The organism is Pantoea sp. JZ2 (assembly GCF_035191405.1).
GTDB classification, from domain to species: Bacteria; Pseudomonadota; Gammaproteobacteria; order Enterobacterales; family Enterobacteriaceae; genus Pantoea; species Pantoea stewartii.
In genome coordinates this window covers 4,249,149-4,267,008 of record NZ_CP045247.1, presented here as the reverse complement: position 1 = coordinate 4,267,008, position 17,860 = coordinate 4,249,149, and the positions used below count along the sequence as shown (strand labels likewise).

The 17,860-nt window shown below is 53.7% G+C and carries 20 protein-coding genes; 13 read left to right on the top strand and 7 right to left on the bottom strand.

Going from position 1 to position 17,860, the window contains the following annotated elements; all coding sequences use genetic code 11:
- Positions 1 to 28 precede the first annotated feature (28 nt).
- Positions 29 to 1,465: an aspartate ammonia-lyase gene (gene aspA, locus GC087_RS20595; RefSeq protein WP_033739147.1), complete on the bottom strand. Its 1,437-nt coding sequence runs from the start codon at positions 1,463 to 1,465 to the stop codon at positions 29 to 31.
- Positions 1,466 to 1,793: 328 nt separating this feature from the next.
- Here aspA and GC087_RS20590 point away from each other — a divergent pair, with 328 nt between their 5' ends.
- From GC087_RS20590 to GC087_RS20575, 4 genes are all read left to right on the top strand, one after another.
- Positions 1,794 to 2,255 (top strand): FxsA family protein, encoded by a 462-nt coding sequence (locus GC087_RS20590; protein WP_324029202.1) that lies wholly within the window; start codon positions 1,794 to 1,796, stop codon positions 2,253 to 2,255.
- A gap of 229 nt (positions 2,256 to 2,484) precedes the next feature.
- Positions 2,485 to 2,778, top strand: coding sequence for a co-chaperone GroES (locus tag GC087_RS20585; RefSeq protein ID WP_006121709.1), 294 nt, complete (start codon positions 2,485 to 2,487; stop codon positions 2,776 to 2,778).
- 48 nt (positions 2,779 to 2,826) lie between these two features.
- Positions 2,827 to 4,476 (top strand): chaperonin GroEL, encoded by a 1,650-nt coding sequence (gene groL, locus GC087_RS20580; RefSeq protein ID WP_006121710.1) that lies wholly within the window; start codon positions 2,827 to 2,829, stop codon positions 4,474 to 4,476.
- A 193-nt stretch (positions 4,477 to 4,669) separates the two neighbouring features.
- Positions 4,670 to 5,020, top strand: a complete 351-nt coding sequence (locus GC087_RS20575) for a DUF4156 domain-containing protein (protein WP_006121711.1) — start codon at positions 4,670 to 4,672, stop codon at positions 5,018 to 5,020.
- Between the two features lie 155 nt (positions 5,021 to 5,175).
- Here the strand turns inward: GC087_RS20575 and epmB are convergent, their stop codons facing one another.
- Entirely contained in the window at positions 5,176 to 6,204 is a 1,029-nt protein-coding gene (gene epmB, locus GC087_RS20570) for an EF-P beta-lysylation protein EpmB (RefSeq protein ID WP_033739151.1), read from the bottom strand.
- A gap of 40 nt (positions 6,205 to 6,244) precedes the next feature.
- On the opposite strand from epmB, the gene efp reads away from it, so the two are divergent.
- The 3 genes from efp (at position 6,245) to GC087_RS20555 (ending at position 7,233) form a co-directional block, all read left to right on the top strand.
- A complete protein-coding gene (efp, locus tag GC087_RS20565) occupies positions 6,245 to 6,811 on the top strand; it encodes an elongation factor P (protein ID WP_006121713.1) in 567 nt (188 codons plus the stop codon).
- A 49-nt stretch (positions 6,812 to 6,860) separates the two neighbouring features.
- Complete coding sequence (locus GC087_RS20560) at positions 6,861 to 6,992, top strand: entericidin A/B family lipoprotein (RefSeq protein ID WP_006121714.1); 132 nt, start codon at positions 6,861 to 6,863, stop codon at positions 6,990 to 6,992.
- Positions 6,993 to 7,098: 106 nt separating this feature from the next.
- Complete coding sequence (locus tag GC087_RS20555) at positions 7,099 to 7,233, top strand: entericidin A/B family lipoprotein (RefSeq protein ID WP_006121715.1); 135 nt, start codon at positions 7,099 to 7,101, stop codon at positions 7,231 to 7,233.
- Positions 7,234 to 7,282: 49 nt separating this feature from the next.
- Here GC087_RS20555 and GC087_RS20550 read toward each other — a convergent pair whose 3' ends face one another.
- Positions 7,283 to 7,807 carry a lipocalin family protein gene (locus GC087_RS20550; RefSeq protein ID WP_054634606.1) on the bottom strand — a complete coding sequence of 175 codons (525 nt, stop codon included), beginning with the start codon at positions 7,805 to 7,807 and terminating at the stop codon, positions 7,283 to 7,285.
- A gap of 134 nt (positions 7,808 to 7,941) precedes the next feature.
- On the opposite strand from GC087_RS20550, the gene epmA reads away from it, so the two are divergent.
- Entirely contained in the window at positions 7,942 to 8,919 is a 978-nt protein-coding gene (gene epmA / locus GC087_RS20545; protein ID WP_033739156.1) for an elongation factor P--(R)-beta-lysine ligase, read from the top strand.
- Between the two features lie 126 nt (positions 8,920 to 9,045).
- Here the strand turns inward: epmA and degS are convergent, their stop codons facing one another.
- From degS to zapG, 3 genes are all read right to left on the bottom strand, one after another.
- The gene (degS, locus tag GC087_RS20540) at positions 9,046 to 10,107 is read right to left on the bottom strand and encodes an outer membrane-stress sensor serine endopeptidase DegS (protein ID WP_033739158.1); all 1,062 of its coding nucleotides are present in this window, start codon (positions 10,105 to 10,107) and stop codon (positions 9,046 to 9,048) included.
- Positions 10,108 to 10,196: 89 nt separating this feature from the next.
- Positions 10,197 to 11,573: a serine endoprotease DegQ gene (gene degQ, locus GC087_RS20535; protein WP_039338905.1), complete on the bottom strand. Its 1,377-nt coding sequence runs from the start codon at positions 11,571 to 11,573 to the stop codon at positions 10,197 to 10,199.
- A 109-nt stretch (positions 11,574 to 11,682) separates the two neighbouring features.
- Positions 11,683 to 12,084, bottom strand: a complete 402-nt coding sequence (gene zapG / locus GC087_RS20530; RefSeq protein WP_006121720.1) for a Z-ring associated protein ZapG — start codon at positions 12,082 to 12,084, stop codon at positions 11,683 to 11,685.
- A 177-nt stretch (positions 12,085 to 12,261) separates the two neighbouring features.
- Here zapG and zapE point away from each other — a divergent pair, with 177 nt between their 5' ends.
- From zapE to sspB, 5 genes are all read left to right on the top strand, one after another.
- On the top strand, positions 12,262 to 13,389 hold the full coding sequence (gene zapE / locus GC087_RS20525) for a cell division protein ZapE (protein WP_058702619.1): 1,128 nt from the start codon (positions 12,262 to 12,264) through the stop codon (positions 13,387 to 13,389).
- Positions 13,390 to 13,614: 225 nt separating this feature from the next.
- Positions 13,615 to 14,043 (top strand): 50S ribosomal protein L13, encoded by a 429-nt coding sequence (gene rplM / locus GC087_RS20520; protein ID WP_006121722.1) that lies wholly within the window; start codon positions 13,615 to 13,617, stop codon positions 14,041 to 14,043.
- A 15-nt stretch (positions 14,044 to 14,058) separates the two neighbouring features.
- Positions 14,059 to 14,451, top strand: coding sequence for a 30S ribosomal protein S9 (gene rpsI / locus GC087_RS20515; RefSeq protein ID WP_006121723.1), 393 nt, complete (start codon positions 14,059 to 14,061; stop codon positions 14,449 to 14,451).
- A gap of 316 nt (positions 14,452 to 14,767) precedes the next feature.
- Positions 14,768 to 15,409, top strand: a complete 642-nt coding sequence (gene sspA / locus GC087_RS20510; protein ID WP_033739161.1) for a stringent starvation protein SspA — start codon at positions 14,768 to 14,770, stop codon at positions 15,407 to 15,409.
- Between the two features lie 3 nt (positions 15,410 to 15,412).
- A complete protein-coding gene (gene sspB, locus GC087_RS20505) occupies positions 15,413 to 15,898 on the top strand; it encodes a ClpXP protease specificity-enhancing factor (RefSeq protein WP_006121725.1) in 486 nt (161 codons plus the stop codon).
- 107 nt (positions 15,899 to 16,005) lie between these two features.
- On the opposite strand, the gene GC087_RS20500 is transcribed toward sspB, so the two are convergent.
- Positions 16,006 to 17,763, bottom strand: a complete 1,758-nt coding sequence (locus tag GC087_RS20500; protein WP_006121726.1) for a sulfite reductase subunit alpha — start codon at positions 17,761 to 17,763, stop codon at positions 16,006 to 16,008.
- Positions 17,764 to 17,860: the final 97 nt, after the last annotated feature.

Genomic DNA, 17,860 nt, shown 5'->3' with positions numbered 1-17,860 from the left:
CTTTTACACCAGTAAGCGCAATTACGCCTTACTGTTCGTTTTCATCGGTATAGCGTTTCGCCTTGTAAACCGGATACATCAGGTTTTGCACAGAGAAAATATCATCCAGCTCGCTTTCGGTCAGCAGGCCGCGCTCCAGCACCACCTCGCGCACGCTTTTGCCGGTTTCGGCGCAAATTTTACCGACGATGTCACCATTATGGTGGCCGATATAGGGGTTCAGATAGGTCACAATCCCAATGGAGTTAAACACGTAGGCTTCGCAGACCGCTTTGTTCGCCGTGATACCGTTGACGCATTTTTCCAGCAGGTTATAGCAGGCGTTGGTCAGAATGCTGATCGATTCAAACAGCGCCTGACCGATGACCGGCTCCATGACGTTGAGCTGAAGCTGGCCGGCTTCCGACGCCATCGTGACCGTCGTATCGTTACCAATCACCTTGAAGCACACCTGATTGACGACTTCAGGCACCACCGGATTCACTTTGGCAGGCATGATGGAGGAACCGGCTTGCAGCTCCGGCAGGTTAATCTCGTTCAGGCCCGCGCGTGGGCCGGAAGAAAGCAGGCGCAGGTCATTACAGATCTTCGACAGTTTGACAGCCAGGCGTTTGAGCGATGAATGCACCATGACATAGGCACCGCAGTCTGAAGTGGCTTCGATCAGGTCTTCGGCGGGCACGACCGCGAGGTTGCTGACTTCCGCCAGTTTCTGCACCGCCAGCTGCTGGTAACCGTCCGGCGTGTTCAGGCGCGTACCGATAGCGGTTGCGCCCAGGTTCACTTCCAGCAGCAGTTCGCCAGTGCGCAAAATGCTTTTCGTCTCTTCATTCAGCAGAACGCTGTAGGCATGGAACTCCTGGCCCAGCGTCATCGGCACCGCATCCTGTAGCTGGGTACGACCCATTTTTAAAATGGTCTGGAATTCATCCGCTTTACGCTGAAACCCGTCCGCTAACTGACTGATACCGTCGAGCAGTTTCAGCAGTGAGCTGTAAACGGCAATACGAAAACCCGTCGGATAGGCATCGTTAGTGGACTGGCATTTATTTACGTGGTCGTTCGGGTTCAGGTACTGATATTCGCCTTTTTGATGCCCCATCAGCTCCAGACCAATATTCGCCAGTACCTCATTGGTATTCATATTCACCGAGGTGCCTGCGCCGCCCTGATAAACATCAACCGGAAACTGATCCATGCAGCGACCGTTGTTCAGCACTTCATCGCAGGCCTGAATAATGGTGTTGGCGATATCACGCGGTAAGGTTTGTAGCTCTTTGTTTGCCATCGCCGCGGCTTTTTTCACCATCACCATGCCGCGAACAAACTCAGGAATGTCACTGATTTTGCTGTTGCTGATGTAAAAGTTTTCAATCGCACGCAAAGTATGAACGCCATAGTAAGCATCCGCCGGAACTTCACGCATGCCTAACAGGTCTTCTTCGATACGAATGTTGTTCGCCATGATAACCTTCTTGTTGTCACTGCTAACCATCGCAGATGATGTGTTTGTTTTGTGGGGAAGCGCCAGAACCGCTATTTTATCCTTATTCAGGCAGGTGAGCACGATCCTATTCTGACAGAGACGCAAAGCGCGAACAGAGATCACCTGTCTGGCCGCGTTACGTTAACAATATGTGAAATCGCTCACAAAAATAACCCTTAAGCAAAAATTTGCCGGGTGCGGTTGAAATTGACGATCAGAATAACCATCTCTGTTTTTTACCTTTTTCACATTCATATTCCACGCTGTCGGGTTAACGACCGGGCAGCCTGACTCACAGGAGAATCCGGTGCGCTGGTTACCGTTAGTGATCTTTTTCGTACTGGCCTGGATTGAGATCTCACTTTTCATTCAGGTTGCACACGTCCTGGGCGTGCTGCTCACCATGCTGCTGGTGGTTTTCACCTCCTGCATTGGCGTGTCTTTAGTCAAAAATCAGGGCATGAAAAACTTTATGCTGATGCAGGAGAAGCTGGCACGTAATGAAAGCCCGGCACAGGAGATGCTCAAAAGCGTTTCGCTGATCATTGCCGGTTTCCTGCTGCTGCTGCCTGGTTTCTTTACCGATATGCTGGGGCTGCTGCTGCTGCTGCCACCGGTGCAAAAGCACCTCACGCTGAAGCTGATGCCGCATTTGCGCGTCTGGCGCGGGCCGGGAGCGGGCCCGGACAGTGGCTATACCATGGATGGCGAGTACGAACGTAAGGATACCGATCGTCTTGAACACCATGACGATCCTAAGGATCGTTAATCCCCACCCTGCGCGACGTCGGGTCGCGCTTTTTGTTTGTTCGCCCGCCTGTTTGCCACCTTTGTTCAAAAAGTCATCAGTCGCATCATCAGGCAAAAAAAATTTGTAGGTTCCCCCCTTGAAAGAGGGAAAGCGCGGCCCTATCTCTCTGGTCACGAGGCCGGAAGCCACACAGCCCGGTATTCAACCCAAAAATGAATGATTGGACTTCTCAAAGGAGAGCTATCAAATGAAAATTCGTCCATTACACGATCGCGTAATCGTGAAGCGTAAAGAAGTGGAAGCTAAGTCAGCGGGTGGCATCGTGCTGACCGGTTCTGCTGCAGGCAAATCCACGCGCGGTGAAGTGCTGGCTGTGGGTAAAGGCCGTATTCTTGAAAGTGGCGAAGTGAAGCCGCTGGATGTGAAAGTGGGTGACGTTGTGATTTTCAGCGAAGGCTACGGTGCCAAAACTGAGAAAATCGACAATGAAGAAGTCCTGATCATCTCTGAAAGCGACATTCTGGCGATTGTTGAAGCGTAAGTTTTACGCGTAATTCACTGAACGAAACGAATTTAAGGGAAATTTGAAATGGCAGCTAAAGACGTAAAATTCGGTAATGACGCACGCGTAAAAATGTTGCGTGGCGTAAACGTACTGGCAGATGCAGTAAAAGTTACCCTGGGTCCTAAAGGCCGTAACGTAGTTCTGGATAAATCTTTTGGTGCACCGACCATCACGAAAGATGGCGTTTCTGTTGCGCGTGAAATCGAGCTGGAAGACAAGTTCGAAAACATGGGTGCGCAGATGGTGAAAGAAGTTGCCTCTAAAGCCAACGATGCGGCGGGCGACGGTACCACCACGGCAACCGTACTGGCGCAGTCCATCATCACCGAAGGCCTGAAGGCCGTTGCGGCGGGCATGAACCCGATGGATCTGAAGCGCGGTATCGACCAGGCGGTTGTTGCTGCAGTTGAAGAACTGAAAAAACTGTCTGTGCCTTGCTCAGACTCTAAAGCGATTGCGCAGGTGGGTACCATCTCTGCAAACTCTGATGAAACCGTCGGTACCCTGATCGCGCAGGCGATGGAAAAAGTGGGTAAAGAAGGCGTTATCACCGTTGAAGAAGGCACCGGTCTGCAAGACGAGCTGGACGTGGTTGAAGGTATGCAGTTCGACCGCGGTTACCTGTCTCCGTACTTCATCAACAAGCCAGAAACAGGCGCAGTAGAACTGGAATCCCCGTTCATCCTGCTGGCTGACAAGAAAATTTCTAACATTCGCGAAATGCTGCCAGTGCTGGAAGCCGTTGCGAAAGCAGGCAAACCGCTGCTGATCATCGCGGAAGACGTAGAAGGCGAAGCGCTGGCTACCCTGGTGGTGAACACCATGCGTGGTATCGTGAAAGTGGCTGCGGTTAAAGCACCTGGCTTCGGCGATCGTCGTAAAGCGATGCTGCAGGATATCGCTATCCTGACTGGCGGTACCGTTATCTCTGAAGAGATCGGTATGGAGCTGGAAAAAGCTGCGCTGGAAGATCTGGGTCAGGCGAAGCGTGTGGTTATCAATAAAGACACCACCACTATCATCGATGGCGTGGGTGAAGAAAGCACCATCCAGGGCCGCGTTACCCAGATTCGTCAGCAGATCGAAGAAGCGACCTCTGACTACGACAAAGAAAAACTGCAGGAGCGTGTGGCTAAACTGGCAGGCGGCGTAGCCGTACTGAAAGTAGGCGCAGCGACTGAAGTTGAAATGAAAGAGAAGAAAGCGCGCGTTGAAGATGCCCTGCACGCAACCCGTGCTGCGGTTGAGGAAGGCGTGGTTGCAGGTGGTGGTGTGGCGCTGGTTCGTGTGGCAGCACAGCTGTCAGAACTGCGTGGTCAGAACGAAGACCAGAACGTGGGTATCAAAGTTGCGCTGCGCGCAATGGAAGCTCCGCTGCGTCAAATCGTTTCTAACGCCGGTGAAGAGCCTTCTGTTGTTGCCAACAACGTGAAAGCGGGTGACGGTAACTACGGTTACAACGCGCAGACTGAAGAATACGGCAACATGATCGACTTCGGTATTCTGGACCCAACCAAAGTGACCCGTTCTGCACTGCAGTACGCGGCGTCGGTTGCTGGCCTGATGATCACCACCGAATGTATGGTCACTGACCTGCCGAAAAGCGATGCGCCAGATTTAGGTGCAGGCGCTGGCGGTATGGGTGGCATGGGCGGAATGGGCGGCATGATGTAATTGCCCCCTGACCCTTGCGTCACAGGAACCCCCGATCGGAAACGGTCGGGGGTTTTTCTTTTGCTGAGGAAAAGGTATAAGTAGTGGCGCAACGGTTACGTTGGCACGGATTAGGGCAATGAATGTGCAGAAAAAATGCGTGTTTTTCTGCTACGCTGCCATCCGACTCTGATGATAATAAATGGGGATTATAATGCGGATTAACCTCTTGCTCGGTCTGACGGCTGGCGCGTTATTGCTTGCGGGCTGCAGCAGCTCAACCGAACTCTCTTCTGCAGGTCAGCGCGTCACCTTTACAGATCAGCAGCCTGGCAAACAGTGTCAGCTTCTGGGCACCCTGACCGGCTCACAAAGTAACTGGTTAAGCGGAGCCGGTGGTGAAACCAGCGCACTGCGTGGTGCGGCTAACGATCTGCGTAACCGTGCAGCAGAAATGGGCGGTAACGTGATTTACGGTGCGACCAGCCCGACACAAAACCTGCTTTCAGCGTTTGCACCACTCGACAGTAAAATGACCGGCCAGGTTTATAAGTGCCCTAACTGATCGGGCAATGAACTGGCAAGATTTCTGAGACGACCGGCCCGCGTGCCGGTCGTTTTTTTATGCGTGGATGAAATGTAAGAGGCTGTATTTGCTTGAAGTGCAACCGTTCCGCGAGGCTTTGCTTCAGTGCCGAAACAGGGCTTGTCGGGGCCGGATTATTCCTGCCGAAGTTGCAGATCCAGGGGGGTTTTACTGGGCTCACCCCCGATTTCGCGCGCCAGCTTCGGTACCAGATAACCGGAGACCAAAGGCAGCAGATCGCGCATCAGGGCACGCGCGTCCTGATCCGAAACATAGAAATGCGCCGCGCCCTGCACTTTATCCAGTACGTGCAGGTAGTAGGGCAGAATGCCCGCATCAAACAGTGCGTTGCTCAATGCCGCAAGGCATTGCGCCCGATCGTTCACGCCGCGCAGCAACACGCTCTGATTGAGTAGCGTTACGCCAGCGCGCTTAAGGCGCGTCATGGCGTCGCAGAGGGCGTCATCGATCTCGTTGGCATGATTGATGTGGGTGACCATCAGAACCTGCAGGCGCGTTTCCGCCAGCGTCTGACAGAGCGCCTGCGTAATGCGCGCAGGGATCACCACCGGCAGTCGGCTGTGAATGCGTAACCGTTTCAGATGGGGAATGGCAGCCAGCGCCTCAATCAGCCAGGCGAGTTCATGATCTTTCGCCATTAACGGATCGCCGCCAGAAAAGATGATCTCATCCAGTTCAGGGTGATCGGCAATATAATCAAGCGCTGCCTGCCAGTTACGCTTATTGCCCTGATTATCCTGATAAGGAAAATGACGGCGGAAGCAGTAACGGCAATTCACGGCGCAGCCACCTTTGACCAGCAGCAGGGCCCGGTTTTGGTATTTGTGCAGTAATCCCGGCACCACGCTGTTTTGCTCATCTAACGGATCGGTGCTATAACCTGGCGCTTCAATGAATTCCTGGCGGCTGGTCAATACCTGAAGCAAAAGGGGATCCTGCGCATCGCCTTTTTTCATCCGCTGGATAAATGCGCGCGGCACGCGCAGGGCAAAAAGCCGACGTGCATCGCTGCCAGCAGCCAGATCCGGAAGATGATCGAGCGCTAAAAGTTGCAGTAATTCATGAGGATCAGTGACAACATCAGCAAGTTGCTGCAACCAATCTTCTCTGGAAGGGGAATTTAGGGTTACAATGTGTGCCATTTTTTTGGCTATTACCAGTTAATATCTACAGAGGGCCTTTATGGCGACTTATCTTAGCAACGATTTCCGTACCGGTCTTAAAATCATGTTCGAAGGCGAGCCTTATGCCATCGAATCAAGCGAGTTTGTTAAGCCGGGTAAAGGTCAGGCGTTTGCACGTGTAAAAATGCGTCGTCTGCTGACCGGTTCACGCGTTGAGAAAACCTTCAAATCAACCGATTCTGCCGAAGGCGCAGACGTGAAGGATATGACGCTGCAGTACTCTTACAACGACGGCGATTTCTACTACTTCATGCACCCGGAAAGCTTTGAGCAGTACCAGGTTGAAGCTAAAGTGCTGGATGAAGTACAGAAGTGGTTGCAGGACAATGCGGAGTGTATCGTAACCTTGTGGAACGATAAACCGATTGCAGTTCAGCCACCGAACTTTATCGAAGCGGAAGTGATTGAAACTGACCCAGGCCTGAAAGGCGATACCGCGGGTACAGGCGGCAAGCCTGCCACGCTGTCTACCGGTGCCGTCATTAAAGTGCCTTTATTCGTTCAGATTGGCGAGGTGGTGAAAGTGGACACCCGCTCTGGCGAATACGTTTCACGCGTAAAATAATCCTGAGAGGCGCATCCTGTGATGCGCCTTTTTTATGTGAGTTTCAACAATGAAAAAACTGGCAAAACTTATCGCGCTGGCGTTGCTGGTCTCTTCTGGACTGAGCGCCTGTAATACCTTTCACGGTTTTGGCGAGGATGTCTCTCACCTGGGTGGGGCTATTTCTCGCGCCGCGAAGTAATACGGCAGAATTTCCTTTTTTCAGCGGGTTAGGCTCGCAGCGTGGCGTAATCGGTCTATGCTTTAAAAGCTGTACTTTTAATGCAACGTAAAAAAGGAACTGGCTTATGTTAAAGAAAAGTATTGTTGCGATTTTTTCTGTGGTGATGTTATCAGCATTGTTGTCAGGCTGTAATACCACGCGTGGCGTTGGCGAAGACGTTGAAGCAGGCGGTCAGGCGATTCAACGTAGCGCGCAGTAAGCTCCAAAAACCGGTACGAACGTCTTTCGTACCGGCTTTATTTTCTCTTCTATCCCTGTTTTACCCAAATCAACTCATCTACCGGGAAACCGGCCTGACGTGCCTGCTGTACCAGCTTTTGCTTCACGTCGTTGTCCAGCTGCGGCGTGCGGGACAGAATCCATAAATAGTGGCGGTTAGGTCCGCAGACCAGCGCATAGCGGTAGTCGGGATCCAGCGCAATAACGTTATAGCCACCATAAAAGGGGCCAAAGAAAGAAACTTTGAGCGCGGCGCGTTGTTTGTCGCCGGTAAAGTAAGCTTTGCCCACGCTCTCCTGCCAGCGCTGCTTTTTCGGGTTATAGCCGCGGTTAACCACCTTGAGGCCGCCGTCTTCCCGAGGACTGTAGTTTGCCGTCACCTGTTCAAGACCGCGTTCAAAGCCGTGATTCAGCCGGGCGATCTCATACCATTGACCGAGATAACGCTCACTGTCGAAGTGTTCAACGACGGTAACATTCTTCGGCGGTGTGGTTGAGCAGGCAACGGACAAGAAGGTACTCAGGCTGGCGACCAGTGTTTTCCATGGAGACATAAAAAGATTCCTTTGTTATTTAACCTGTTAATTATAGAACCCGGCCAGTTTATTGGACAGTTTTGCGCCATGATTGTCTGGCACCGCCATTGCGAGTAGACTTCCCACCCTTATTTGTATCAGGAGTCATCACCATGAGTGAAACGGCAAGCTGGCAACCGGGCGCGTCCATTGCCAATTTAATTAAACGCGCAGGCATTGTGGCTGAAGTGCGTCGTTTCTTTGCCGATCGTGGCGTACTGGAAGTGGATACGCCAGCCATGAGTCAGGCGACCGTCACCGATATCCATCTGGTGCCTTTCCAGACGCGGTTTGTCGGCCCCGGCATGTCCGACGGATGCGACCTCTGGCTGATGACCAGCCCGGAATACCATATGAAACGCCTGCTGGCAGCCGGTAGCGGGCCGATTTATCAGATGGGACGTTGTTTCCGCAATGAAGAGGCCGGACGGCACCACAATCCTGAATTCACCATGCTGGAGTGGTATCGCCCCCATTATGATATGTACCGGCTGATGAACGAAGTGGACGATTTGCTTCAGCAGGTGCTGGAGTGCGACAGCGCGGAATCCCTCTCATATCAGCAGGCGTTTATTCGTCATCTTGATCTGGACCCGCTTTCTGCGGATAAAACGCAATTGCGGGAGGCCGCAGAAAAGCTGGGTGAGGGCGAGCTGGCGAATCGGGAAGAGGATCGCGATACCTTGCTGATGCTGCTGTTTATGTTGGGCGTGGAACCCAAAATTGGTCAGGATAAGCCCTGTTTTGTCTATCACTTTCCGGCCAGCCAGGCGGCACTGGCGGAGATCAGCACAGAAGACCATCGCGTTGCCGAACGCTTTGAGGTTTATTACAAGGGCATTGAACTGGCGAACGGCTTCCGTGAACTGACGGACAGCCGTGAACAGCGTCAGCGTTTTGAACAGGATAATCGCCGCCGTGCAGCACGCGGGCTGCCGCAGCACCCGATTGATCATTACCTGCTGGCGGCGCTGGAACATGGCATGCCAGCCTGTTCAGGCGTAGCGCTGGGCATAGATCGGTTGATTATGCTGGCACTGAAGGCCGACTCGCTGAGTGAGGTTATCGCCTTTCCGGTAGACCGCTGCTAGTCAAGGCTTCGCGCCAGCTTACGCTGAGAAGCCTACTGACCTGAGCCAGAAACAGACAAGGCCGCGCAATGCGCGGCCTTGTCTGTTTTTTTCCGTGGGACGGGCGTTCCCGTCAAAATATTTTGCCTACTGACTGTTGTCCGGAAACTCCTGAATCGTCACCGGCAGGGTCAGCTTCTTATCATTACGCAGCACCTGGACATCAATCACTGAGCCGGGACGAATTTCGGCAACCTGGTCCATGGTTTCCTGTGCCGATATAGCCGGTTTTCCGTTTACGCTCAGCAACACATCGTTAGGCTCAATACCGGCTTTATCCGCCGGACCGCCGGGCGTAACGACGCTGACGATAATCCCCTGAACTCTGTCCAGACTGTTTCCCTGACCGTGCAGCGGGGGCACTTCGCGCCCTGTGATACCGATGTAGCCACGTATAACCCGGCCATCGCGAATCAGCTTATCCATGATTTTCGACGCGAGTGCGGTGGGAATGGCAAAACCGATTCCCTCGGGCGTTTCACCGTCGCTGCTTTTGTCGAAGGTCAGGGTGTTAATTCCCATCAGCTCGCCCAGCGAATTGATTAACGCGCCACCGGAGTTGCCCTGGTTAATGGAGGCATCGGTCTGCAGGAAATTCTGGCGGCCTGACGAGCTCAGCCCGACCCGACCCGTTGCGCTGATAATGCCCTGCGTGACCGTTTGCCCAAGGTTATAGGGGTTACCAATAGCCATCACGACATCGCCAATGTGTGCGACACGTTTGGGATTAATGGGGATCACCGGCAGATTCGGCGCGGTGATTTTCAGCACCGCTAAATCGGTCATCGCATCCGACCCAACCAGCGTCGCCTCGAAGAAGCGGCCATCCTGCAGAGCGACGATGATTTGATCGGCATTATTAATGACGTGCTTGTTGGTCAGAATATAGCCTTTGGCATTCATGATCACGCCGGAACCCAGCGTGGTGATACCACGGTTATTGTTCCCTTGCGTACTGCGGTTATAAACGTTGACCACGGCAGGCACAGCGCGGCGCACCCCTTGATTGAAGCCAAAGGGCGTTTCATCGTTACTGTCATTTTGACTATAGAGGGCAGCACCGCCCAAACGCAGTGCGGGCAACGCTGCGAGCAAGATGCCCGCAACAATCAGTCCCAACACCACTGAACGCAAAAGTTTAAGAAACATGGTGTTAAATCACGTCAGGGGAGAACGTTGGGGAGAATACCATGCGCGGGGCGGACACACACGTGCTTGTGTCCGCCATTATGCGTGGTTTATCTCAATAACAGATAGATGCTTTCCTGACCGCGCACGACATTCAGCGCCAGCACAGGTGGTTTGGCTTCCAGCACTTTGCGCATTTCGGCAATATTCTGGACGCGCGTGCGGTTAACGCCAATGATGACATCATCTTTTTGCAGGCCCACTTGTTCAGCCGGCGTGCCTTTTTCGATGCCGTCAATCTTCACGCCTTTATCACCGGTTTTCGTCTGACCATCGCTCAGCGTGGCACCCTGAAGAGCCGGTGACAGCAGTTGTGCGCTGGCGGTTGTCTGAGCACTCTGCTCAAGAGTGACCTCAACGCTGACGGGTTTGCCTTCACGCAGCAGGCCCAGCTTCACTTTCTCGCCGGGTGCCGTGGTGCCGATTTTTACGCGCAACTCAGCAAAACTGGTGATGGGTTTATCATTCACAGAAACAATGATATCTCCCGACTTAATACCGGCTTTCTGTGCCGCCGACTGCGGCAGCACTTCTGACACAAACGCGCCGCGTTGGGCATCGACGTTAAACGCCTTGGCCATATCCGCAGTCATTTCCGTGCCTTTAATGCCAAGCTGACCGCGTTTGACTTCGCCATACTTAATCAACTGATCGGCCAGGTTGATTGCCATATCGCTTGGAATCGCAAAGCCAATGCCGATATTACCGCCGCTGGAGGCGAGGATGGCGGTGTTAATACCAATCAGTTCGCCGTTTAAATTCACCAGCGCACCGCCGGAGTTACCGCGGTTGATGGCGGCATCCGTCTGGATAAAGTTCTCCAGCCCCTCAAGATTCAGTCCGCTGCGGCCCAGTGCCGAAATAATCCCGGACGTAGCCGTCTGGCCCAGCCCAAAGGGATTACCAATAGCGACGGCAAAATCGCCCACCTTAAGTTGGTCGGAATCCGCGACTTTAATCTGCGTCAGGTTCTTAGCGCCCTGGATCTGAATCAGGGCAATATCCGTTTGTTCATCGTGACCGATGAGTTTGGCGTCATATTCACTGCCGTCGCCCAACTGGACATTGATTTTATCGGCGCCGTTGACCACGTGGTTGTTCGTTAACACGTAGCCCTTCGCGGCGTCGATAATGACGCCGGAACCCAGGCCTTCAAACGGTTGTGGCTGAGACTGACCGCCGCCAGGCAGTTGGCCAAAGAAACGTTTTAAGGGTTCAGGAATATCCTGGGCCTGTGAATCCGACTGCGTGCCTTCAACATGCACACTGACCACGGCAGGTAACACTTTTTCCAGCATCGGTGCCAGGCTGGGCAGTGGCTGCCCCTGAATCTGTGCAGGTAGCGTCGCCATTGCGCCGGGCGCAGCGGCAAGACTCATTCCAATACTCAAGGCTAACGCGCTTAACAGTCGTGCTTGTTTTTTCATTGCTACAACGCTCTCGCTGCAAAAAGTGGGGGGAATAAATCAGTGAGACAGCCGTTTGCGGCCGGGGTTCGCAAAAACAGCGGGCACAGCGTGGCTGTGCCCGATGCGCTTAGTCGCGCACGGCGCGTTCACCGCGCAGTAAACCGGAAGCGCCTTCTGAGTAATCGCGTGGCATCTGAACCGGTGCCTGATCGTTATCGGCTTCCGCTTCGGTCAGTTGCCAGGCAAAGGGATTTTTGTCGCCAGGCATGTTTGGCAGCAGGTCATTAGATCCTTTCGCCATATGCTGGTAAAGCTGACGGTAATCGCGTGCCATGTTGTCAAGCAGCTCGGCGCTTTGCGCAAAGTGGTTGGTCAGCTCTTCACGATAATCAGCCAGTTCGGCTTTCGTTTTATCCAGCTCATACTGCATGCTGCGCTGCTCGCGCAGTTTCCTGTTGCCAAAACGCATGGCTACTGCGCCGACAATGATACCTACCACTAAACCAATTAGCCCGTATTCCCAGGTCATAATGACTCCCGTGTTATTTCCGTTGTTCCGTAGGGCGTTGCACCACTTAATAATAGTCACTATACCCGTTAATCTTATGGATGTGGAACTCTGGAGCGCCATGCCTTAGTGTAGAGCGGCCTTTTTTTCGACAAACGATGTGTGAATAAGACAACATTCAGGGACACTGAGCGAACCATGCAAACCTCATCTCCGCTTGCCCGCTATGAGCAGGCGCTATCGCAGGGCGATTTTAAGCCCGACGATGTACAACGTGAAGCGATCACCCGCTTAGATGCTATCCAGCAAGGGCTCATCGCCCGCCAGCAGACGACTGAACCTGCCTCGCAGGGGTTGTTTGGTCGTCTGTCGAAGCTGATGGGTAAAGAGAAGTCCCAGGTCAAAACGCCGGTACGTGGCTTGTATATGTGGGGCGGCGTGGGGCGCGGGAAAACCTGGGTCATGGATCTGTTTTTTCAGTCTATTCCTGGCAACCGCAAGCTGCGCTTACACTTTCACCGCTTTATGCTGCGCGTGCACGAAGAGCTGACCGAACTGCAGGGGCACAGCGATCCGCTGCTGATCATCGCCGATCGCTTCAAAGCCGAAACCGATATTTTGTGCTTTGACGAATTTTTTGTGTCCGATATTACGGATGCCATGTTGCTGGGCACGTTAATGGAAGCGTTGTTCGAACGGGGCATCAGCCTGGTCGCCACCTCGAATATTCCGCCCGATAACCTCTATAAAAACGGTTTACAGCGCGCGCGTTTCCTGCCGGCCATTGAGCAGATCAAGCAACATTGTGACGTCATGAACGTTGATGCGGGCATTGATTACCGTCTGCGCACGCTGACGTCGGCGCATCTGTGGAAGTCTCCTTTAGGGCCAGAAACCTACGCCGATATGGATCGCATGTTCCAGGCGCTGTCAGGGGAAAAACGCGACAGCGCACCGGTGCTGGAGATCAACCATCGCAAAATGCCCACGCTGGGTGTCAGTGAAGGCGTGGTGGCAATCGACTTCAAAACCCTGTGTGGGGAAGGGCGCAGCCAGCACGATTACATCGAACTATCGCGCCGCTTTCACAGCGTGCTGCTGTTTGATGTGCCGGTCATGATTTATAAAACGGAAGATCAGGCGCGGCGTTTTCTGGCGCTGGTGGATGAGTTTTACGAGCGCCATGTCAAACTGGTCGTCGCCGCGGAAACCTCGCTGTTCGAAATTTATCAGGGCACGCGCCTGAAATTTGAATACCAGCGCTGCCTGTCGCGTTTGCAGGAAATGCAGAGCGAAGAGTATCTGCGGCTGGCGCATTTACCCTGAGATTCCGGGTAATAAATGAAAATAGAGTTCGATTTTTGTAATCGACTTCTCTATAATCTTGCGACCCCACGTTACGGCACTGGATTTTTTTCCCAAATCCTCTGCGCGCCGGTAACGCTATCCGAAGGGGTGGCTTGCTGGTCAAAATGGTCGTGTGAGCCTCATTCGTTTACTTAAGCGTTTGGGATTTCACCAACGTGTAACTTAATTTGGGTAAGCTTTTCGATGAAAACTTTTACAGCTAAACCAGAAACCGTCCAACGTGACTGGTATGTTGTTGACGCAACTGGCAAAACCTTGGGTCGCCTGGCGACTGAACTGGCACGCCGTCTGCGTGGTAAGCATAAAGCGGAATACACTCCGCACGTTGATACAGGTGATTACATCATCGTTCTGAACGCTGAGAAAGTTGCTGTCACCGGCAACAAGCGTTCTGACAAGATTTACTATCACCACACTGGTCACATCGGTGGTATCAAACAGGCGACCTTTGAAGAGATGATTGCTCGCCGTCCTGAGCGCGTGATTGAGATCGCGGTTAAAGGCATGCTGCCGAAGGGCCCGCTGGGTCGTGCTATGTACCGTAAACTGAAAGTTTACGCAGGTAACGAGCACAACCATGCGGCACAGCAACCGCAAGTTCTTGACATTTAATCGGGATTAAAGGCAATGGCTGAAACTCAAAACTACGGCACTGGTCGCCGCAAAAGCTCATCCGCACGCGTCTTCATCAAGCCGGGTAGCGGTAACATCGTCATCAACCAACGCTCTCTGGAGCAGTATTTCGGTCGTGAGACTGCACGCATGGTCGTGCGTCAGCCTCTGGAACTGGTTGATATGGTTGGCAAACTGGACCTGTACATCACCGTTAAAGGTGGTGGTATCTCTGGTCAGGCAGGCGCGATCCGTCACGGTATCACCCGCGCTCTGATGGAGTATGATGAGTCACTGCGTGGCGAACTGCGTAAAGCAGGCTTCGTTACTCGCGATGCTCGTCAGGTTGAACGTAAGAAAGTCGGCCTGCGTAAAGCACGTCGTCGTCCTCAGTTCTCCAAACGTTAATTGTTGCTGCTTCGGCAGTCACAGTTGGCACAAAAAACCCGCTTCGGCGGGTTTTTTGCTTTTCATGCCAGGCGGCGCAGTCACAGAAAACAACAATGCTGTTCGCATTTTACCCGCAAAAATGCATTCCCCCGCCCACAAGCTGCCTAAAATCTGGTAAACTCCCTGTCACTTTGCGCCCGCAAGCTGGCGCGTTATGCGCCTGGCATCAGTCGGGAGTGGTTAGCGCGGATTGCGAGCGAGTTCTATGAGCAGGTGAGTCGCCGTGTGGTTGGCCATTCGCAGTAACTTTTTGTGAACAAACTGGGAGGTTTTCATGGCTGTCGCTGCCAACAAACGTTCGGTAATGACGCTGTTTTCTGGTCCTACTGACATTTTTAGCCATCAGGTGCGTATTGTGCTGGCCGAGAAAGGTGTCAGCGTAGAGATCGAGCAGGTCGAAATGGATAACCTGCCGCAGGATCTGATTGACCTCAATCCGTACCGTACTGTGCCGACGCTGGTTGATCGCGAACTGACACTGTATGAATCACGCATCATCATGGAATACCTTGATGAGCGTTTCCCACACCCGCCTTTGATGCCGGTTTATCCGGTTGCGCGTGGCGAAAGCCGTTTGATGATGCACCGTATCGAGCAAGACTGGTACAGCCTGATGAGAAAGGTCGAGAACAGCAGCGGTCAGGAAGCCGAAGCGGCGCGTAAGCAGCTGCGTGAAGAGTTACTGGCGATTGCCCCCCTGTTTGGACGTTCACCTTTCTTTATGAGCGACGAGTTCAGCCTGGTTGACTGCTACCTGGCACCGCTGCTGTGGCGCTTACCGTCAATGGGCATCGATCTGCTGGGATCGGGCTCAAAAGAGCTGAAAGGCTATATGAACCGCGTATTTGAACGTGACTCCTTCCTTGCTTCACTGACTGAAGCTGAACGTGAAATGCGCCTGCAAGCCCGGGGCTGATTTATGGAAATGTCGCAACTTACGGCCCGTCGCCCCTATTTGCTGCGGGCTTTTTATGACTGGCTCCTGGATAACCAGCTGACGCCGCATCTGGTGGTCGATATTAACCTGCCGGGCGTTCAGGTTCCGCTGGAATATGCACGGGACGGTCAGATCGTCCTCAACATTGCGCCGCGCGCTGTAGGCAATCTTGAGCTGGGTAACGAGGAAGTCTCGTTCAATGCCCGCTTTGGCGGCGTGCCGCGCCAGGTGAACGTGCCGATGGCGGCCATTCTGGCCATCTATGCGCGTGAAAACGGTGCGGGGACCATGTTTGAGCCTGAACCGGCTTATGAAGGGGCATCCCAGGCGTTCCCGGAAAATCAGGAAGAGACGGTCATGTCAGTGATTGATGGCGATCGCCCTGACGATGCCAGCGATGACGACAACTCACCTGATGACGATCCGCCACCGCGCGGCGGTCGTCCCGCACTGCGTGTGGTGAAATAACTCAGAATGCCTGTCAGCCGACAGGCATTTTTTTGATCGTCAGAATGATGAGCGAAAAAAAATCCGGGCGCACAGCGTACCCGGATTTTTGCTTTCTGCGGCTGAGATTAGTACACGTCGCGCAGGTAGCGTTTCTCTTTCTTCAACTGATCGATGTAGTCCGCCGCGCGCTCGCTGGACAGACCACCAAACTGGCGTACGATTTCATACAGCGCATTATCCACGTCTTTCGCCATGCGTGAGGCATCACCACAGACGTAGAAATACCCACCTTCCTGCAACCAGGCGTACAGTTCGGCGCCCTGTTCCAGCATGCGGTTTTGCACGTAGACCTTTTTGTCCTGGTCGCGTGAGAACGCCAGATCGAGACGCGTCAGCAAACCGCTCTCATGCCAGGCCGTCAGTTCTTCACGGTAAATGAAGTCATGCTCCTGATGCTGATCGCCAAAGAACAGCCAGTTTTTGCCTTGCGCACCGGTCACCTGACGTTCCTGCAGGAACGCACGGAAAGGGGCGATGCCGGTACCCGGGCCGACCATGATCATGGGCGCATTGCCGTTGGCCGGAACCCGGAAGGATTTATTCGGCGAAATAAAGATCGCCGGCTTTTCGCCACGACGCACGCGCTCGGCCAGGTAGGTTGAACAGACTCCGCTACGGTTGCGGCCGCCACTGTGATAGCGCACAGCCGCAATCGTCAGGTGAACCTGGTTAGGATGCGCTTTGGAACTGGACGAAATGGAGTAGGCACGGTGCTGCAGCGGACGCAGCAGGGCGACGAACTCAGGCACGCTCAGGCTGCGGGTCAGCTCAAGTTGCAGCAGGTCCAGCGTATCTTTGCCCCACAGCCAGACACCCAGGGCATCTTTATCATCGTGCTGAAGTACGTGACGCAGTTCCTGGTTCGTGGTGTTCTGTCCAACCCACTCAATCAGCTTGCGTGAAGGCTCAGAAATTTCAAACTGGTAGGTCAGCAGATCGCCAAGACTTCTGTCGAAGCCGGGGACGGGCGTCTGATAATCGGCGTTCAGTTGTGTCAGCAGCAGGCTGACCAGCGACGGTTCGTTCACCGGGATCACACCCAGCGCATCGCCCGCTTCGTACTTCAGACCGCTGTCAGTCAGATCAAATTCGAAATGGCGAATGTCTTTCGCAGACTGCTCACTCGACAGGCGCTTGTTGGTGATGAGGGCTGCGGCATAGGGATTGGATTTGTTGCTGCCGGGGATGACCGGGGCTTCCGGTGCACTTTCCAGAACCGTGCCGCTGCTGCCTGCGCTGCTGGCGAACTGTGGCATCGTGCTGTTCAGCCACGCATGCGAAGGCTCTTCATAATCAATATCGCAGTCAATACGATCAACAACACGTTTGGCACCGAGCTGTTCCAGGCGCATATCCAGGAATTTACCGGCCTGGCAGAAACCGTCATAGCCGGTGTCGCCGATAGCCAGAACGGCAAAGTGCATCTGCTCCAGACGCGGTGCGGTACTGGCGGAGATGGCGTCCCAGAATAACTGGGCATTGTCCGGCATTTCACCTTCACCGTAGGTCGAGGTGACGATCAGCACGTGGCGCATTGTGGCAAACACGTCGAGATCCACATCGCCCAGCGCCTGAACGACAGGCACCAGGCCTTTAGCACGGGCCGATTTGGCCGCAGACTGGGCCAGAGCTTCAGCGTTACCGGTCTGCGAACCATAAAGAATGTGCAGTTGGGTCGTTGCAGCGGCGGCGTTGCCCGCGGCAGGTTGCTGTTTGTCTTCTAACACCAGCAAACGGGAGTGCAGGCCAGCCAGAAAGCCCGCCAGCCAGTATTTCTGATCACCATTGAAAGGTGCATCTTCAGGAATGTATGGAATTTTCATGGATACCTTTACTCAATCCCGCTCTTAACCATCATGTTTCGCACCGCCGTGAGTATGGCGAAACCCGTCCTCTCAGCGGCCGTCTGCCACAGAGAGG

Coding starts and splice junctions, on each gene's coding strand:
- efp (WP_006121713.1), top strand. CDS start 6,245: ATGGCGACTTATCTTAGCAACGATTTCCGTACCGGTCTTAAAATCATG.
- sspB (WP_006121725.1), top strand. CDS start 15,413: ATGGAAATGTCGCAACTTACGGCCCGTCGCCCCTATTTGCTGCGGGCT.
- epmB (WP_033739151.1), bottom strand. CDS start 6,204: ATGGCACACATTGTAACCCTAAATTCCCCTTCCAGAGAAGATTGGTTG.
- rplM (WP_006121722.1), top strand. CDS start 13,615: ATGAAAACTTTTACAGCTAAACCAGAAACCGTCCAACGTGACTGGTAT.
- groL (WP_006121710.1), top strand. CDS start 2,827: ATGGCAGCTAAAGACGTAAAATTCGGTAATGACGCACGCGTAAAAATG.
- aspA (WP_033739147.1), bottom strand. CDS start 1,465: ATGGCGAACAACATTCGTATCGAAGAAGACCTGTTAGGCATGCGTGAA.
- GC087_RS20575 (WP_006121711.1), top strand. CDS start 4,670: ATGCGGATTAACCTCTTGCTCGGTCTGACGGCTGGCGCGTTATTGCTT.
- epmA (WP_033739156.1), top strand. CDS start 7,942: ATGAGTGAAACGGCAAGCTGGCAACCGGGCGCGTCCATTGCCAATTTA.
- degS (WP_033739158.1), bottom strand. CDS start 10,107: ATGTTTCTTAAACTTTTGCGTTCAGTGGTGTTGGGACTGATTGTTGCG.
- zapG (WP_006121720.1), bottom strand. CDS start 12,084: ATGACCTGGGAATACGGGCTAATTGGTTTAGTGGTAGGTATCATTGTC.
- zapE (WP_058702619.1), top strand. CDS start 12,262: ATGCAAACCTCATCTCCGCTTGCCCGCTATGAGCAGGCGCTATCGCAG.
- GC087_RS20550 (WP_054634606.1), bottom strand. CDS start 7,807: ATGTCTCCATGGAAAACACTGGTCGCCAGCCTGAGTACCTTCTTGTCC.
- GC087_RS20500 (WP_006121726.1), bottom strand. CDS start 17,763: ATGAAAATTCCATACATTCCTGAAGATGCACCTTTCAATGGTGATCAG.
- rpsI (WP_006121723.1), top strand. CDS start 14,059: ATGGCTGAAACTCAAAACTACGGCACTGGTCGCCGCAAAAGCTCATCC.
- GC087_RS20585 (WP_006121709.1), top strand. CDS start 2,485: ATGAAAATTCGTCCATTACACGATCGCGTAATCGTGAAGCGTAAAGAA.
- GC087_RS20555 (WP_006121715.1), top strand. CDS start 7,099: ATGTTAAAGAAAAGTATTGTTGCGATTTTTTCTGTGGTGATGTTATCA.
- degQ (WP_039338905.1), bottom strand. CDS start 11,573: ATGAAAAAACAAGCACGACTGTTAAGCGCGTTAGCCTTGAGTATTGGA.
- GC087_RS20560 (WP_006121714.1), top strand. CDS start 6,861: ATGAAAAAACTGGCAAAACTTATCGCGCTGGCGTTGCTGGTCTCTTCT.
- sspA (WP_033739161.1), top strand. CDS start 14,768: ATGGCTGTCGCTGCCAACAAACGTTCGGTAATGACGCTGTTTTCTGGT.